General features: G+C 37.3%; 12 protein-coding genes and 1 other RNA gene. 5 read left to right on the top strand and 8 right to left on the bottom strand.

The window, feature by feature from the left end:
* Positions 1-99 precede the first annotated feature (99 nt).
* From ppk2 to SOLCA_RS12950, 6 genes are all read right to left on the bottom strand, one after another.
* Positions 100-942, bottom strand: a complete 843-nt coding sequence (gene ppk2 / locus SOLCA_RS12925; protein ID WP_014680903.1) for a polyphosphate kinase 2 — start codon at positions 940-942, stop codon at positions 100-102.
* A 49-nt stretch (positions 943-991) separates the two neighbouring features.
* Positions 992-2,689 carry a SulP family inorganic anion transporter gene (locus SOLCA_RS12930; protein WP_014680904.1) on the bottom strand — a complete coding sequence of 566 codons (1,698 nt, stop codon included), beginning with the start codon at positions 2,687-2,689 and terminating at the stop codon, positions 992-994.
* A gap of 216 nt (positions 2,690-2,905) precedes the next feature.
* Positions 2,906-3,325: a DUF2147 domain-containing protein gene (locus SOLCA_RS12935; RefSeq protein WP_014680905.1), complete on the bottom strand. Its 420-nt coding sequence runs from the start codon at positions 3,323-3,325 to the stop codon at positions 2,906-2,908.
* 93 nt (positions 3,326-3,418) lie between these two features.
* Positions 3,419-4,045, bottom strand: a complete 627-nt coding sequence (locus tag SOLCA_RS12940; protein WP_014680906.1) for an L-2-amino-thiazoline-4-carboxylic acid hydrolase — start codon at positions 4,043-4,045, stop codon at positions 3,419-3,421.
* 436 nt (positions 4,046-4,481) lie between these two features.
* Positions 4,482-4,667 carry a hypothetical protein gene (locus tag SOLCA_RS12945; RefSeq protein WP_014680907.1) on the bottom strand — a complete coding sequence of 62 codons (186 nt, stop codon included), beginning with the start codon at positions 4,665-4,667 and terminating at the stop codon, positions 4,482-4,484.
* Between the two features lie 55 nt (positions 4,668-4,722).
* On the bottom strand, positions 4,723-5,211 hold the full coding sequence (locus SOLCA_RS12950) for a hypothetical protein (protein ID WP_014680908.1): 489 nt from the start codon (positions 5,209-5,211) through the stop codon (positions 4,723-4,725).
* A gap of 144 nt (positions 5,212-5,355) precedes the next feature.
* Between SOLCA_RS12950 and SOLCA_RS22425 the strand changes: the two genes are divergently transcribed.
* From SOLCA_RS22425 to SOLCA_RS12965, 3 genes are all read left to right on the top strand, one after another.
* Positions 5,356-5,934 carry a TetR/AcrR family transcriptional regulator gene (locus SOLCA_RS22425; RefSeq protein WP_014680909.1) on the top strand — a complete coding sequence of 193 codons (579 nt, stop codon included), beginning with the start codon at positions 5,356-5,358 and terminating at the stop codon, positions 5,932-5,934.
* 382 nt (positions 5,935-6,316) lie between these two features.
* The gene (locus tag SOLCA_RS12960) at positions 6,317-7,444 is read left to right on the top strand and encodes a helix-turn-helix domain-containing protein (protein WP_014680910.1); all 1,128 of its coding nucleotides are present in this window, start codon (positions 6,317-6,319) and stop codon (positions 7,442-7,444) included.
* Positions 7,445-7,586: 142 nt separating this feature from the next.
* Positions 7,587-8,645: a serine hydrolase domain-containing protein gene (locus tag SOLCA_RS12965; RefSeq protein ID WP_014680911.1), complete on the top strand. Its 1,059-nt coding sequence runs from the start codon at positions 7,587-7,589 to the stop codon at positions 8,643-8,645.
* Positions 8,646-9,027: 382 nt separating this feature from the next.
* Here the strand turns inward: SOLCA_RS12965 and SOLCA_RS12970 are convergent, their stop codons facing one another.
* Entirely contained in the window at positions 9,028-11,724 is a 2,697-nt protein-coding gene (locus SOLCA_RS12970; RefSeq protein WP_169313291.1) for a TonB-dependent receptor, read from the bottom strand.
* A 270-nt stretch (positions 11,725-11,994) separates the two neighbouring features.
* Positions 11,995-12,392: a transfer-messenger RNA gene (ssrA, locus tag SOLCA_RS22905) on the bottom strand.
* A gap of 173 nt (positions 12,393-12,565) precedes the next feature.
* Here ssrA and SOLCA_RS12975 point away from each other — a divergent pair.
* A complete protein-coding gene (locus SOLCA_RS12975; RefSeq protein WP_014680913.1) occupies positions 12,566-13,882 on the top strand; it encodes a hypothetical protein in 1,317 nt (438 codons plus the stop codon).
* 238 nt (positions 13,883-14,120) lie between these two features.
* Entirely contained in the window at positions 14,121-17,057 is a 2,937-nt protein-coding gene (locus SOLCA_RS12980; RefSeq protein ID WP_014680914.1) for a M16 family metallopeptidase, read from the top strand.
* The last annotated feature ends 56 nt before the right edge of the window (positions 17,058-17,113 follow it).

A 17,113-nucleotide genomic window follows, 5' to 3' on the forward strand; every position in this document is an offset into this window, starting at 1 on the left:
ACAAAAAGCCTCATTCTACATGAATGGGGCTTTGGAATGTCCATATTCAAGTCCTCTCAAAAACAATTACAAGAGAATACTCCAAATCATGAGGAGATTTTAATATAACTCGCGGATGTATTTATAAGGATAGTCGGGATCTACATAATTTCCAGGCTCCTGTCTTTTAGGCAATTTTACCTTTGCATGGTGGATACTTTTATAGGGCACCATACTTAACAGGTGGGTAATAATATTCAGCCTTACTTTCTTTTTATCATCCGAATGCGCTACAAACCAGGGTGCGTGATTGGTATCGGTCGCCAAAAACATTTCATCCCTGGCACGGGAATAATCATACCAACGACTGTATGATTTTAGATCCATTGGTGAAAGCTTCCAGGTTTTTCTTCCATCTCCGATACGTGATTTGAGCCTGATCGTTTGTTCTTTCTGGCTAACCTCCATCCAGTATTTTATAAGAATAATACCTGAATCAACAATGGCCTTTTCTACCAGAGGAACCACTTTTAAGAATTTTTTTGAGGCTTCTTCCGTACAAAAACCCATCACACGCTCAACTCCTGCACGATTATACCAGCTGCGATCGAATATCACAATCTCCCCTGCTGCCGGCAAATAGGGAAGATAACGTTGAATATACATCTGGCTTTTTTCCCGCTCTGTGGGAGCTGTTAATGCAACTATCCGGAAAACGCGCGGACTTACCCGTTCAGTGATGGCTTTTATCGTGCCTCCTTTACCGGCTCCGTCACGACCTTCGAAGATAATGCATATTTTAAGCCCTTTGTCTTTAACCCAGTCTTGCAGTTTAACAAGTTCAACATGTAGTCTGGAGAGCTCCTTCTCATATTCCTTAGCCTTCATCTTTTCCGTTTCCGGTACACTTTTCCCTTTTTTTTCGTCTTCCTCGTTTTTCGATTTCTTTGTCTTAGTTTTCATAAGTTCATCTATTAAAATGTCTTGAAAATTTAATATCTGTATTCAGAATTTAACCATTGGTGATTTCCTGGTATTTCTTTACAGCGAGCTCAACATTAAAGTACATTCGTTCCCTTCCCAACTTCTTTCCCAACTCCGAACGATTGATAACATTTAACACTTCCGTATTAAGCCCAGCCAACCAAACTGATGTTCCTTCACTGCTAAGCCTCTTCTCTGCTTCAATCAACATTTTTAATGCCGTATACTCCAGGTCTGGTACACCACTGAAATCGAGAATTAGCACACGAGGACTAATATTTGCAAGAAATGGCCGGATTTTTTCTCCAAACTGAGCGGCATTTAAAAAGAACACACGCCCTTCAGGCCGCAGAATCAACAATCCCGGAAAAGTTTCATCTTCCGGATGCTCCTTTGATTGCGGACGAAAAACATTGGTACCCGGTTTTCGTCCAAGTACGTGAAGTGCAGGATCAACAATTTGTTGAGCCAAAGCAATAAGGGAAACAATAATGGCCACAATAATGCCTTTAAGTGTACCTAACAGCACAACTGCTACCAGTGCCGACACAGCCCAAATGAACTCAGTCCGTCTTACATTAAGAATTACTCGAAAATCTTTAGGTTGTATCAGTCCGATTGAATACACAATAACAACAGCAGCGAGTGTTGCTTGCGGCATCAAGCCCAGAAGGGGTGCAAGTAGAATCATTGTTAATAATGTTATGCCAGCTGTTACCAGGGAAGCCATTGGAGAGCGAGCGCCAGCAATACGGTTTACTGCTGTTTGCGATGTTCCTCCACCCGAAGGCATTGCACCAAAAAAGGAACTACCTACATTTGCCAAACCCGTAGCTAATAGCTCTTTGTTTGTATAAATAATTGGCTCCTCCCCTTTAGCAAAAGCCCTTCCTGCCGCAATTGTTTCAGTGAAACTCATCAAGGCAATACCTAAAGCTCCAGGCCATAATTGTTGAGCAAGTGCAAAATTGGGCAACTCAATATCTGGCAGTCCACGAGGAATAAAACCCACTTGTTCAATACCATAATTATACAAATGAAAGATACCCATTCCGGCAATACCTGCCGCCACTACAATAAGGGGTGCCGGGGCCTTTGGAAGATAATGTTCTAAACCGATTAGTAAAAAAATCATAACTACCCCTATTATAATGGTAGCTAATGAACTGTGCGGTATGAACTCAACAATGGAGACTAAATTATGTATGAATGTACCTTTAATGAAGTGAATGCCTAGTAATTTCGGGATCTGATCGAGTATAATAACAAGTCCTATTCCTGCTTTAAATCCAATTAATACAGGCTCTGAAATAAAATTAGCAATAAAGCCCAGGCGTAGCAGTGAGGCCAGTAAAAGGATGAAACCGACCAATAATGTTAACGTAACTAACACTGTCATTACTGATAGATTTGCAGCATTTATATTCGAAAGTTCCGCACCGGTAAGAATAGCCAATGTTGTTGTTGTACTTACGCTCAATACACGTGAACAGCCGAATAATGCATAGATTATCATCGGAAACAATACTGTATACAAACCAATCTGAACAGGTAAACCGGCAACGGTAGCATAAGCCATAGCCTTGGGTATTACCACCGCAGCAGTAATTGATCCGGCTGTGAGATCATATTTGAGGTACGCTTTACTATAGGATGAAATCCATTCGGGTACCATATTTACTTTTTGAGCATTACCGTTAATTGCGGACTCTTTCCTTGTGTTCATACTTTTATAAACGCATACTAGTAAAGGGAAGAATTATCTTTTTGTAGGACGGATAGTCCTTATAATTTAACGAAAAAAGGAATAATTAGCAAGAGTGGTATTCTTGTCTCAAAAAGGCAGATAAGGAAGTTGAACAACTAAATTTTCAACGTCATAGAAATTATCACGCTGAAGGAGTAAAATGTATTATCAAATAAACCAGAAGTGCGTTTGACCTCAATTAATTCTTGTCCATATTTCTGTTCTTCCAAGCCAGCTAAATCCAATATATCCTCTCAATTTTAGAGTTTTCTTGTCTGTAAGCGAAAGAATACAATTGTATGTTTTCCCATTGTTGGGGTCATACACCATGCCCCCTTTCCATTGATTCTCACCATCAAATTTGAATTCTTTGAGGATAATTAATCCGATTAATGAGTTTTTCCTTCTAATGGGTTCCGGATTATTAATATCATACTGTTCTTTGCCAGTTCCTCCTTTAATACTTCCATAATATTTATTGCCTCTTCTATAAATAACTATTTGACCTGATTGGTCAGCTGTTAGCCAGGTACCCGTGATAGTGTCATCAATAAGTGATTGCGCATTTATGTCTATGGTCAGACATACCAATATTAAGAGCAGAATCTTTTTCATATTTTTTAAATATTAAATTATCCCAATCTACTGATGGAGAATCAGGTATCTACTGCCTGTAACAGCAACATGTAATACCCTGCACTCTGCCTATTAGGAGTGGGTAATAAACTTAAAATCGCATTTACTACAGCCCGTGACTAAGGTGTTTTCTCTTTTAAATACTGTACTCCATTGGGCTGCCAGTTTATAATCGGCATTGCAAAAGGCTACTGTGCATAATTGAGCGGCGTTGTTTCTTTTAAGGTAGTCACTTACCGGACATTGAATTACATCAAATGAGTACACACCACCCTTTGATTTTATATTTTCCCGTTTGAAGGGTGCTGTCCACAAAAGATTCCAAAGAATTTGATTGATGTAAGCAATTCTTTTTGCCGGTGTAGAACGGACAAAATACGTCAGCTGATTGAGTGCAATTCCCAGAGGTTGAGCTATTTTCCATACCACGTTTTCAGTGAGCTGATAGGCTTCATCTTTTGTGAGTCCAGCTTTTTGAGCCGCCATGAAAAGTAGAAGGCTTTTTTTCGTCAATCTCATCATAAACCAATGCCCAAATGATTGTATCCGTTGACTGCCTTTAATTTTTTTCATCAATTGGTATTCTTTTATCAAACGATTCCCGTTTGCATCCGGAAGATTTCTTGCAGCTATCAGAATCGCTTTTTTAAACGAGTAATTGAAGAAGAAAATAGATTGAATTAACTTAAGTGAAATCATAGCAGGATACTCCTTATTGTGCGATTTAATATTCGAATCAGCATGCTGAGCGGAGTCGAGGTGTTTAGCACTTGCTCGACTTCGCCCATTACTGTTATTGATAATCCGCAGATTTGTTTCTTATCAATTTCTAAATAGTTCTTAATCCGTTACCCGAAGCGAAATGAACTCAGTATGAATATTAACAGGAAGAAAAACAATTGCAGCCCGTTAAAAGACAGTAATCGCTTCTTAACCTTCATTATTGTTGATTGATCAACCTGTTGCAGCGAAAGTATTTTTCGAAAATTAATCATTGCGGGTCTGCCGATGAGCAGTTGGTTTAAAATAATAAGCGCAATCAGTATGAGCTTCAGCGTAAACCAAGGCAGGTGCATCACTGTGCCGTGATAGCCAATCATCATGACAACACCTCCTATGATGACTACTATTGCTCCTATGATTGCAACATAGGATACCTCGCAGTAGCTTCTAAGATCATCTTTGCTTGATCTTTTTTACAGGACAATAATTCAAAAGAATGCAGGTAAACAACAAGACTTGCTATTGTAATACCTATCATCAGGGTAATACCTGCCAGATGCAGGACAAGCCCGCTTTTTATCATTATATAAGGTTCCATTATTGACAGTTTTAATAGTGAATGTGAAAATTTATTAAAAGCAGTTTAGCACAGGTTATACTGTAGCCTTTGCAGGCATTTTATACACTCTAATCAAGTAGTAAATTAGGGCAGCAGCTACAAAAAATTGAAGGACGCCTGTACTTTCAAATATGAAATCATTAGGGGTTTCATAAGTAGGAGCAGGAAAAAAGTGCCTCCATGTATCGAATGGCATTCCTGAAAAGTACAAAATGTCTTTTAGTACATGATTGTATAAGCCCTCAAATATTCCTATGACTAATCCAAAAAAGATGAAGTCGATTAAGGTGTAAAGAATAAGAAAAATCCGTTTCTTATACCGGTTATACAAATACAAGAAAATCAGACAGATCAAGAGAGTAATACCTCCATTTACACCAACATCCTTTCTCCATGGGGTATTATAAACTTCAGCCCCGTAGAAATGATGAAAGGCAGTAACAATAAAGACTGCTGATGTAGCAAAGAAAGAAGTTCGTATAAGACTGCTTTGAGAGTTTGCGGTTGCTAATTGATAGTCCATAACTAAATTTGTTTTATTGAACAATTGTTCGTTAATGAATAAATGTTTACTTTGGCAAATATAACGATGATCTATTGGTACAGACAAGACACAAAAACGATGATCTGTCTGAAATTGTACAAAACCTATTAAAGAGTTCAGAAAATGAAAAGCTATAGCAATGTGCCCTCGAGAGAAGATCGGCGTACACAGAAAACAAAAAAGTCGTTAGCAGATGCGATAAAAGAATTGATACTGGAAAAAGAATATGATGAAATCACGATCCAGGAAATTATTGACCGGGCAAATGTGGGCCGCAGCACATTCTATACGCATTACGAAAGTAAAGAGCAACTTTTAGTAGGAAACATTAATTTTCAGGAGACACTTAATAACACACCGGATGATGATGAGAACTACCCCTTGGGAATTAATATTTCGTATTTATTTAACCATACCAAGGAGCATATACTTCTTTATAAAGCAATGTCAGGCAACAGGAGCATTGATATTCTGGGCAATTATTTTATGGAACTCTGCTCTACTAAGATCATTGACCATTTGAATCGACAACCTTCTTTTAAGGAAAAAAATCAACAAATGCTTCATTATAAAGCAGAAGCTGCTGCTGGTGGTATTATACGCATGATGTTTAAATGGCTGTCGGATGGAGCAACTATACCTTCCGAGGAAATGATTACTTATTCGAAAAAAATTCTGAGTGATTTTTTTGCAGAGGAATAATAAAAATAATTATCTGAAAGATGGTCCGTAAAACAAAACACCCTTGTAAATAACTGATTTACAAGGGTGTTTTTTGTTTTATTGTGGAGCTGGAGGGTATGAGGTCGAACTTTTATTGAGTATTGAAGTTAATAAAGACAATTCACGATCCTCAACTATTAATTTATAAGCATTCCATTGGCTATTTGAGATAACGCTGAGAAATCATTTCAATCATAATAGTAAATAAATTGGAGTAAAAGTATTGCTATCTTCGCCTGAAGAAAAGCCAACTAATTGCACAAATCCAACCCCAAAAAGTTGTATTGAAGCAATTTTATGTCTGACGTAAAGGAGCTTCAATAATTATAAACCTTACTAATTACCAAAAGAATTAGAATGAATGGATAAGATTAATTTATTAATTATTGTGACTGTGATCTCCTTGTTCATTTCATTATTTCTTGCATTTTTTCTGCTTACAGTTAAAACAAAACACAAGATAAGTAATTCTCTTTTTGCTATTTTTCTAATAATAACTGCTATAGATGTTAGCGGAACTTTATTCAACTTAATAGCTGATAGTCCTTCAAATCTGGGAATGCTAAGAAATTCATTTGCTTTCTTACAACTTCCTGTTTTTTATCTATATATATTATCTGTTTGTTATTCCGATTTTAAGTTTAAATCCCAATATTTAATACATCTGCTTCCATTTTTAATTGCGAATGTAATTTTATTACCTCGTTTTTATACTGTAGATGTCGCTTCTAAAATTAAATTTCTTAAAAATTATCAAAGTATGATAGAACTGCAGTTCAATCATATTCTTTTTCATATTCAGGTAGTTGTATATATTATTGCTGTCTTTATGTTATTAAGGAAAGCAAAAAAACTATATCTTGAAAATTATGCAGGCGCGTGTGTTAATTCCTATAATTGGTTGTTTCAATTTACGGTTGTACTCACTATTTTATTTTTAGTCGCCTTTTTAAAAAACATCTTTAAATTTTCTGATTACCCATACATCTCTGAATGGATAAAAATTGGACTTTTGGTATTTCAGCTCCTTATTTTTTGTTGGTATTTATTTAAAGCATTAAACAATCCCGGTTTATTTAGGAATATCGATTCAAAACTAAAACTTGTAAAGGATATAATTTCTGAAGAAAAAAAGAGTGAACAATTAGCAGTAAATGATGAAGAATTGTTGAAATTAAAGAAGTATATGGTAGAAGAAAAGCCATTTCTTAATCCTTCTGTAACAATTCAAGATATTTCGAATGACCTTGAAATTCCTGTTCGAGAATTATCTCTTTTAATTAATCATAAATTAGGGCAGCATTTTTACGATTTTATTAATGCCTATCGAATAGAGAGTGCTATGGATATTTTAAAAGATGTTACAAAAAGTAAGTTAACTGTTTTAGAAATTCTATATCACATAGGTTTTAATTCAAAATCTTCTTTCAATACGGCTTTTAAAAAACATACGGGTAATACACCAACTGCTTACCGTAAAAGTTTGTAAAACAATAGTTTGTAATTATTCGTACTTCTTCTTTAAATTACTCGTACTCATTTTTTGAAACAAATGCGTTCGACTATTTTTATTCGGTCGCATAGCATTTATACCCTCCACATATTTGTATCGAAATAAAAAACACGATACAATGAAAACTTCATTAAACTTTTTAGCAGTGCTTTTATTAATAAGCACCTTTTCTTTTGGACAAGACATCACCAAAAAGATTGATTCAATAATAAAGGATAGTTATCAGAAAAATCCTGATATAGGTATTAGCGTCGGGTTTATTAAAAATAGTGAAGAATACTATACAGCATACGGTAAGTTGAATGCAGAAAGTCAAATGGAAATTAATAGAAATTCCCTATTCGAAATTGCCTCTATCACTAAAATTTTAACCTCAAATTTAATTGCACAAGCGGTTATTGATCATAAAATAAAAACAGATGATTATATAGACGACTTTCTTCCCAAAGCGTATGTATTACATGCAAATCTTAAAAACAAAATAAAAATTTCGGACCTGGCGTCTCATCAATCAGGTTTACCTGATATAGATTTTGGAAAGTTAATAGAATTAGATCCGCAACAGCCAGTAAATAGCGTAACTGAACAAACACTGGCAGCTATTATCAATAATTGTATTGAACTAAAAGATTATGGCAAATATCGTTATTCAACGATTGGATATACTTTGCTAGGACAAATATTAGAAAAGGTGTATGGCAAGAGTTATGATGAAATTATCAGAAGCAAAATAATAAAGCCGCTAAATATGACTAATACATTAACAAAAGATTTTAATGTAAAAAACAGAACAGTTGGTCATAATCCAAATGGTGGTATTCAGGAGTTTTTTAAATGGAATATTACAGCATCTGCCGGACTAGTAAAATCGAATGCTTCTGATATGGTTACCTATTTAAAAGCAGTCTTAAATAACGAAACAGCAATAGGTAAAGCAGCCGTTATTACGGAAAAAATCTTTTATAAAGATGAAAAGAGAGAAATGGGATTAGGAACAAACATCGTAACGGATGAGAAAAATACAATTTATTTAAAAACAGGAGATTCTATGGGACAATCTTCGATTATATGTTACAATAGAACTCAAAATTGGGGTATTATAATACTTCTGGACCAGAGGAACTCAAAAATGAGACAAAACCTGTTGAATCAAATTTATGATACAGTCTTGAAATAAATCCACGAAATAATGAAAAGTACTATTTGCTAATTCTTACGTACAAGCCCTGATAGCTTTAACGCTGTCAGGGCATTTTATTTTTATTGAGTTGTGTAAAATGTCGGAAAGCATAATAAAGACATTTTTTGGTGGATTAAGACTTAACTACTGTTCCAGATAATCGACCGCAAATGCTGCCCAGTCATTACTGATATTCCGTTTCAACTTTTTGTATCAGTTGCTCAAGTGCCTGATTGCAATTACAGTTAGGTGTTTGTCCCTATGATGAATAGGGTGTTATTAAGGCTATAACTAAAATTATTCTTTTCATTGAAAATGTATTGCTGGGAAAAGTGCTAAAATTATAAAAATGTAAAGCCTAAAAGTCACTATGTCATTTCTACCTGGCTCTGCTATTTTCATTTTCCAGAGATGAATTTCTACTCCGTGGTCCTTTCACCGCACTATCCGCAAACCTGTAGGTAAAGTTAAGCCTCACCTGGCGCGATTCATAATAACCATAGTTCCTTAAGTAAAAGCCTTCATAGCTTTGCAAAGAGTTCGATTGGTTTCCTTTATAAATATCATTTACAACCATTCTAAATGTTGCCCTTTCTTTCATGAACTTTCGTTGGAGCCCGATATCCACCTGGCTGACCGCACGGGCTATTTCATTAGCCCCAATAAGCCTTTTACTATTAAAAGATCCTGAAAGTTCTGCCGTGAATTTATAAGGTAATTTAAATGTCTGCTGTAGATTCATACGAGAGGTAGTTCGCTTCAAATTGAAATTTCTGAACTGGTCAAACGCGACGATGTTATGTACCCGATAAACAGTACCGTTAAAACTCAGATTCCACCAGTTATTCACAGTCAAATTTTGCGTCAGGGATAGCGCAATGTTTTTTTGAATTCCCAGATTTAATGGTCTAAAAATAACTATTGAACTACCAGGAAGGCCATCATTTACACGAGTGCTGTATTGGTCGGTATGAGCATATGTAAGTCCGACGATGGATGAGCTTTTATAAACATATTGTAGGGTCGCTCTATGAGTCATTTGAGGCAGAAGGTCAGGATTTCCCTGCCAGTAAGAGACATCATCCAACAAGTAAACAAACGGATTCAGATCCGGATAAGAGGGACGATCAATTCGTCTGGAGTACGCAAGGGAAACTCCAGAGTTTTTATTTGCTTGAACCGATACACTAAAGGACGGGAAGAAATTGGTATAATTTCTTGGAATTTTTTCCATGTTCTCTATCTCGCTTTTCCTATATCGTAATACTCCGCCTGATGATGTGTTCTCCACACGTAAACCTCCCTGAAGGGCCCACTTCCCTAAACTCTTCTTATAATTAATATAGATACTGGTAACTCGTTCAGTATATTTAAATGTGCTGGTCCTGCCCTCATCCACTACGTCACCGGTTGGCGTCCTACGATAAAATCGAGCGTCGTTATCAGACACTATATCTGAATATTTAGCTCCGGTCTCAAGTTTTCCATTAAATAAATTGGTATTGTAATCAAACTTCAAACCTTTGAGATCTATGTCGATATCATTTAATGAGTGGTAAAGATTCTCGCTTAAAACAATATCAATATTACTGGTGTAAACATTTGATTGTCGGTTAGCATTACCCTTATCAAACGTCCCATAATCCAAATCGAAATTAATTACGCGGCCAATGGTATCTTCATATTTATAGTTTACATTAGCAGTATACCGCATGGTTTTCTGTTGGTAATAGTCGTTTTCAGCATCTAAAACCTGGTCGATCTCCTTAACCGTACCCTGTCCAATATTCGTTTTGGTTTGAGTTAACCCTCCTCCAAAAATTGAGGAGGCATTTAATAATACCCCGATGGTGTTCTTTTTGTTGATGTCATAATCGAACCCTAAACGTGAGCCCATAGTCATGCGCTTATCGGTATCATCTGTATGGCTGTCAAACATCTTGTCTTCCTGGATTCGGTATGAATCATAGACATATGTCCGATATCCTAAAAAATGATTATAGCTTCCAAATACATTGGTTTTGTTCTTTCTGTAATTAAATGAAATGTCCTGAACATGTTTTAATGTTTCGCCATAGGTAAGTCCACTGGTTAACGTTCCGTTGAAACCTTTGAATTGTGTTTTAGTGGTTTTTATATTTATCATACCCGCCGCGCCAGATGCATCATACTTTGCGCTTGGGCTATTAATCATTTCGAAAGATTTGATACTGGACGATGGCATAGATTTAAGAAGGTCGATCAATTCTGCTCCTGACAGATAGGTTTGCTTGCCATCTATCGTAATCATTGTGCCTGCTTTACCATTCAGCATTATAGTTCTTTCATTGTCAATGTAGACGCCCGGTGCCTTCCTCAAGGCCTCGAATGCGCTAACGCCTTGAGCATCTATGCTTTTTGTTACGTTGTAAACAATGGCATTTGGTTCAATGGTTATCAAATCTCTTTGGCCTTGAACTACTACTTCTTTTAAATTATGGGTTGATGGTGCTAATGCAATCACTCCAAAGTCTTTATTTTGAAGATCAAATGGTGCTGCCGTAAAATCTTTATATCCAAAACAAGATACTTTTAAAGTATACTTCCCTGCAGCAGAATAAGACATTTTAAATTCTCCCAGGCTGTCTGTGTAAGCTTGGAAAACGCCTTTGTTTTCTGTGTTAAGTAAAGCAATAGTTGCGAATGTCAATGGAGCCTTTGTCTCATCTATGACACGGCCTTGTAAGATTTTTGTGGTCGGCTGGATGTTAGGGGCTGGTGCTAACTCAATCACGCCAAAGTCCTTATCTACCGAATCAACTATCTCTGAAATATAATTATTGTACCCGGAATGCGATATAAAAAGAGTGGAATTTCCTCTGATGGATTTTGACAGATTAAAATGCCCTAGGCTGTCAGTGGTGGCTTTCAAGACATCTTTTTTATCCTTGTCAATTATAGTAATACTGGCAGATCGCACCGGCGCTTTATGCTCATCAATAACCTGACCTTTTAAATTTCTAACAACCGCCTGACAAAAAGTGTCAGCGCTGTTAAAGAGAAATAATAAAACTAGAAGAGTAACTATTTTTTTCATGCTGTTTTTATCAGTTGGAATCCGATGCTCAGGCTTTTTCCAGGTAAAAGTTTTTGCTCTATTAATTCCGTTTATATTCTTATTCCGAATGTCCGAATTTGTTAAAAGCAGATGTATTTTGGCTGAATATAGATTGTGCTTAATTCTATTTTCAGTAAGTGTTGTGGACGCTGAAAGTAAGAAATTACGAACAAAAAACGGAAGCATGGGGAAATAAAAAAGCCTCATTCAGTTATGAACAAGGCTTTTAGCGTTTAAAACAATTCTTTTTTGTGGAGCTGGAGGGATTCGAACCCTCGTCCAAACATGGGACCTGATGCGCCTTCTACATGCTTAGTTGGTGTTTAATTTTCGATCGTAACCTGCCCGCCTACAGGCTAATTACAACTTAGCTTCTTAAATTGTCGGGTTAGCTGCGAAGCGTTACTAACCTTATTCCTTCTTTTCTGTGCCCCCGAGTCGGACGCGGAAGGCTTGCGCTTCCGGGGAACATCTTGCCTCCCACACTATGCGGGATAAAAGTGATCTTTACATCTGTAAAAATTACGCAGCAAGAGCGTAGTTATTTTCGCCGTTTATAGATTGAGGATTTTCTTTTACAGGCACTTCCCACAACGCCTGGCATGCTTACACACAAATCTTCCACCCTGTCAATTCCGGTCAGCCCCTGTGTATAAAGGGTTACAAAGATACAAAACTAACAATGCATTACAAAGTGTTTGTATTCCTTATTAGGACGAGGGTTCGAGTCCCTCCAGCACTACGTAATTTAAGAAATACGTAGTTCTACAGAGAAATTGGCCTTATGTATAAAGGAATTTTGTTCTTTAAATAAGGGCATATGAAAAAAATAACAACTAAAGGGAAGAGTATATATATAATTATCATACTAATTGCTATTTCGCTCTCTTCCTGTAAAAAACCAATTGATTCAGAAATCGAAAAACCGGAAGACAATTCTGGTGCAGTTTCCAAACCTGTGGGACGGTCAAAGGGTGAAACCTATTTTGAAGCCGTAGGTCCTGAAGGTGGAGTTATCAAAAGTCCGGATGGGCGCATCGAAATTACCATACCGCAGGGTGCATTAACTACTTTAACAGAAATTGGCATTGAACCTATTGAAAATACCAACCCGGGAGGCATTGGAAACGGCTTTCGCCTTACCCCACACGGTCAGCAGTTTAAAAAAAGTGTCACCGTTAGTTTCTCCTATAATGGCAGCGAAAGTCGAATAAGCTCAGAAAAAGCTATTCAGCTTGCTTACCAGGACGAAAAAGGTGTTTGGCGCTGTGCCGGTGATGTAACTCAAGATGCGGTAAACAAAAAAGTTTCTATAAAAACGACTCATTTTAGCGACTGGAGCTTTATCGCCACAATGGAGCTTACCCCTTCCATTTCAACAGTTGCACTGGGAGAAAAAGTAAACCTAAAAGCTATTAAGTATATATTTCCTGATACGGAAGATGGATTAGTTCCTCTTGGTTACCCTGAAACCGGTATGGGCGAACCTGATAAACTGGATTCCAAATACATTGTAAAGTGGACGCTCTCGGGCCCTGGCTCCTTAACAAGCAACGGAAATGAAGCGGTGTATACCGCTCCTACGACTAAACCTGCCAACAAAACGGCAACGGTAACGGTAGAAATTAATGTTAACGGGAAACAGGTATTATTGATCGGAACTATTTACATCATTGAAGGCGCACTTCAGTTAAGTTTTGATGATGGCCCATGGACCACTTACCCTGCAATGGCGGCAAAGATGGAGGAAAATAAATACAGTATTGGTAATATCATGCTCTCTACTGATCAACCTCAGATCTCTGTATTATTTTCATCATCAGCAGCCAAAGTTAACAACACCTTTTTCTGGGATATGCTTACCGGTGGTGATGAAGCTACCGTGTTCGAATATTTTGAACCAGGCCGGGAACATGTTTACGCTTCCGTTTATCAGAAGGCTGAGCATGAAACCATTGATAGCCCTGGAATCCTGACCGTTAAAGAAGAAACAATTGATGGAAAGAAATTCCTTACCGGCATGTTTGTTATAGCACGTGCAGGTTATTTTGAAATTTCTATAGATGGCGATCAATTAAAGACAAGTAAGATTGTGGGTGCATTTAAAGTTCCATTGAGTACTGTAAACATACCCTAATCTCCTCAGACTACCTATTAAAAAACGGTTTTAAAAAACCGGCAATTCTATACATCAGACGATCGGCAACAACGCTGATCGTTCTTTTTATTTTTAGACAACTTATTCAAACCTCCATTATTTATTGCACAACTTCTTTATTTCCTCCATTCATTTGTAACCAAAATAATATCCTAACTAACAAATACTAAGCATATTTTTGGTTCGATTTAATCTTTAACCAAATTTTATTCACTTTATGAAAGTTAGAGCACTGCTACTATTCGTAGCATTTGCCTGTACCTTTCAATTTGCCTTTTCGCAAGGTAACTATGAATGGAAACAGGCTTCGGCAGCCGGTTACGCGTACAAGTATGTAACCAATGATCCCATGCAAACACGCTTTTACACACTTAAAAATGGATTGCGTGTAATCTTAAGTGTCAACAACAAAGAACCTCGCATTGCAACCAAAATTGCAGTAAGGGCCGGTAGCAATACCGATCCGAAGGCTCATACCGGTTTGGCACATTACCTTGAGCATTTATTGTTTAAGGGAACTGATAAGTACGGTTCTTTAGACTGGGCTAAAGAAAAACCGTTGTTAGATAAAATTGAAGCATTGTATGAGCAATACAATACCACTACCGATGAAGGCAAGCGCGCAGAAATCTACAAAGAGATCGACCGTGTTTCAGGTGAAGCTTCAAAGTATGCCATTGCCAATGAATACGACAAATTAATGTCGTCAATGGGCTCTCAGGGTACCAATGCGCACACCTGGGTAGAAGAAACTGTTTACGAAGAAGATATTCCATCCAATGCGTTGGATAAATTCTTAACCGTTCAGGCGGAGCGTTTCCGTTATCCTGTATTCCGTATATTTCATACAGAATTAGAGGCCGTTTACGAAGAGAAAAACCGCGGTTTGGATAATGATGGTAATAAAATTAGCGAAGCTATGCATTACTATTTATTCCCTACCCATAACTATGGTCAGCAAACTACCATTGGTACTATTGATCACCTTAAAAATCCTTCGCTGAAAGCTATTCGTGAGTATTATAACAAATACTACGTGCCTAACAATATCGCCATCATTATGGCCGGTGATTTCAATCCTGATGAAGTAATCAAAAAGATTGATCAACAATTTGCTTACATGAAGGCGAAGCCAGTTCAGGAATATAAGCCTGCACCTGAAAAGCCTATGACAGCACCAATTGTTAAAGATATCTATGGACCCAGCGCTGAAAACATGCGCATCTGTTATAGAAGTCCCGCTGAAGGTACGCATGATGCGTTAATGCTTGATCTTATCTCCAGCATCTTAAGTAATGGCAAAGCAGGTTTAATGGACCTTAACCTTAACAAGCAACAAAAGCTGCAAGGTGCCGGAGCAGGAATGCGCCAGTACAAAGATTACGGTATTTTCATTTTATCGGGAAGTCCAAAACAAGGTCAAACACTTGAACAAGTAAAAGACCTATTAATCTCTCAATTAGCACAACTGAAAAAAGGTGATTTTGATGAGTCATTGATCAAAGCAGTAGTTGCTAATGCAAAACTTGGTGAAATTCAGGGTTTAGAAGGCAATGGAAACAGAGCTGAAGCCTTGATGACTGCATTCATCCAGAATAAAGGAGACGGCTGGGACAAAAGTGTTTCGTGGTTGGATGATCAGGCTAAAATTACCAAACAGCAGGTAGTTGACTTTGCCAATAAGTTTTTCACAGATAACTATGTGGCGCTTTATAAGCGTAAGGGAGAAGATAAGAACATCTTAAAAGTAGAAAAACCATCTATTACTCCGGTTGAAACAAACGCAGGTAAACAATCAGCATTTGTAACGATGGTTAACAATATGCCTGCTACAGTTGTACAGCCTCAGTGGATGGACTTTGATAAGGATATTGAAAAAAGCAAGGTTGGTACTGCAGAGGTATTGTACACACAAAATAAAGCCAACCAACTGTATCGCTTGTATTACAGATTTGATATGGGTGGATGGAATAATAAGTTGCTTCCACTGGCCTTCTCTTATCTTTCATTCCTTGGAACTGATAAATATTCAGCAGAGCAAATCAGCAAAGAGTATTATACCATTGCCAGCAACTTTAATGTAGGTGCCAACAACGAAGAAAGCTCAGTAACCATTACCGGTTTACAGGAAAACTTCGATAAGGCTGTTTCATTATTTGAGCATATCATTAAAAACTGTAAGGCTGATGAGAACGCCCTTGCCTCTTTAAAAGGTCGTATCCTAAAATCGCGTTCTGATGCCAAACTTAATAAAGGATCCATTTTAAAAGGTCTTTCGAGCTATGCTGCGTATGGTGCGAAAAATCCCTTCAATTACACATTAAGCGATCAGGAGATTGCAAGTATTACCGCACAACAGTTGGTTGATATATTGCATGACTTAATGAATTATAAGCATACCGTAATTTATTATGGACCTGAATCATTGGGTAAATTCACCACTACGCTGGCCGCACTGCATGCATTGCCATCGACATTTAAAGAGGTTACGCCGGCTATTAAGTTTTCGCGCACGGTGCAAAACAGCAACCAGGTATTATTTGCCAATTATGACATGGTACAGTCGGAGGTTTATTGGTTACGTAATACTTCAACCTATAATGCCGACAAACAACCGGTAATTGATCTATTCAATGGCTATTTTGGAGGAGGAATGGGTTCTATCGTTTTCCAAACCATTCGCGAATCAAAAGCATTGGCGTATTCAACTTTTGCCAGCTACAATACACCAGCTAGGAAGGATGAACCCTATACGGTTATGGCTTACGTTGGCTGTCAGGCTGATAAAATGAATGATGCCCTAAAAGGCATGAATGATTTATTGAACAATCTTCCGCAGGTAAACAAAAACTTTGAATCGGCAAAATTGAGTGAGAAAAAAGATATTGAAACTGAACGTATTACTCAGGACGGGGTTATTTTCTCCTACCTTGCTGCCAAGAAAAAAGGATTAAACTACGACCCTCGTAAAAAGGAGTATGAAGCTTTAGATAAAATCAGTCTGGAGGATATTACGAAATTCCATCAAGAAGAATTAGCCAACAAAGCCTACACTTATTGTGTGGTGGCTTCTGATAAAAAGGTTAATATGGACGACTTGAAAAGTACAGGAGAGTTGAAGGTGTTAACACTTGAAGAGATTTTTGGTTATTAATTAAATAACCGCGAATATCGTTATTATGTTATTGCAGCTGGATGTTAATATCCAGC

It is taken from the genome of Solitalea canadensis DSM 3403, from assembly GCF_000242635.2.
In the GTDB taxonomy this organism is placed as follows: domain Bacteria; phylum Bacteroidota; class Bacteroidia; order Sphingobacteriales; family Sphingobacteriaceae; genus Solitalea; species Solitalea canadensis.

Excerpts from the sequence above, each read along its gene's own strand:
- SOLCA_RS12980 (WP_014680914.1), top strand. The coding sequence starts at position 14,121 with ATGAAAGTTAGAGCACTGCTACTATTCGTAGCATTTGCCTGTACCTTT.
- SOLCA_RS12930 (WP_014680904.1), bottom strand. The coding sequence starts at position 2,689 with ATGAACACAAGGAAAGAGTCCGCAATTAACGGTAATGCTCAAAAAGTA.
- SOLCA_RS12970 (WP_169313291.1), bottom strand. The coding sequence starts at position 11,724 with ATGAAAAAAATAGTTACTCTTCTAGTTTTATTATTTCTCTTTAACAGC.
- SOLCA_RS22425 (WP_014680909.1), top strand. The coding sequence starts at position 5,356 with ATGAAAAGCTATAGCAATGTGCCCTCGAGAGAAGATCGGCGTACACAG.
- ppk2 (WP_014680903.1), bottom strand. The coding sequence starts at position 942 with ATGAAAACTAAGACAAAGAAATCGAAAAACGAGGAAGACGAAAAAAAA.
- SOLCA_RS12975 (WP_014680913.1), top strand. The coding sequence starts at position 12,566 with ATGAAAAAAATAACAACTAAAGGGAAGAGTATATATATAATTATCATA.
- SOLCA_RS12960 (WP_014680910.1), top strand. The coding sequence starts at position 6,317 with ATGGATAAGATTAATTTATTAATTATTGTGACTGTGATCTCCTTGTTC.
- SOLCA_RS12935 (WP_014680905.1), bottom strand. The coding sequence starts at position 3,325 with ATGAAAAAGATTCTGCTCTTAATATTGGTATGTCTGACCATAGACATA.
- SOLCA_RS12945 (WP_014680907.1), bottom strand. The coding sequence starts at position 4,667 with ATGGAACCTTATATAATGATAAAAAGCGGGCTTGTCCTGCATCTGGCA.
- SOLCA_RS12940 (WP_014680906.1), bottom strand. The coding sequence starts at position 4,045 with ATGATTTCACTTAAGTTAATTCAATCTATTTTCTTCTTCAATTACTCG.
- SOLCA_RS12965 (WP_014680911.1), top strand. The coding sequence starts at position 7,587 with ATGAAAACTTCATTAAACTTTTTAGCAGTGCTTTTATTAATAAGCACC.
- SOLCA_RS12950 (WP_014680908.1), bottom strand. The coding sequence starts at position 5,211 with ATGGACTATCAATTAGCAACCGCAAACTCTCAAAGCAGTCTTATACGA.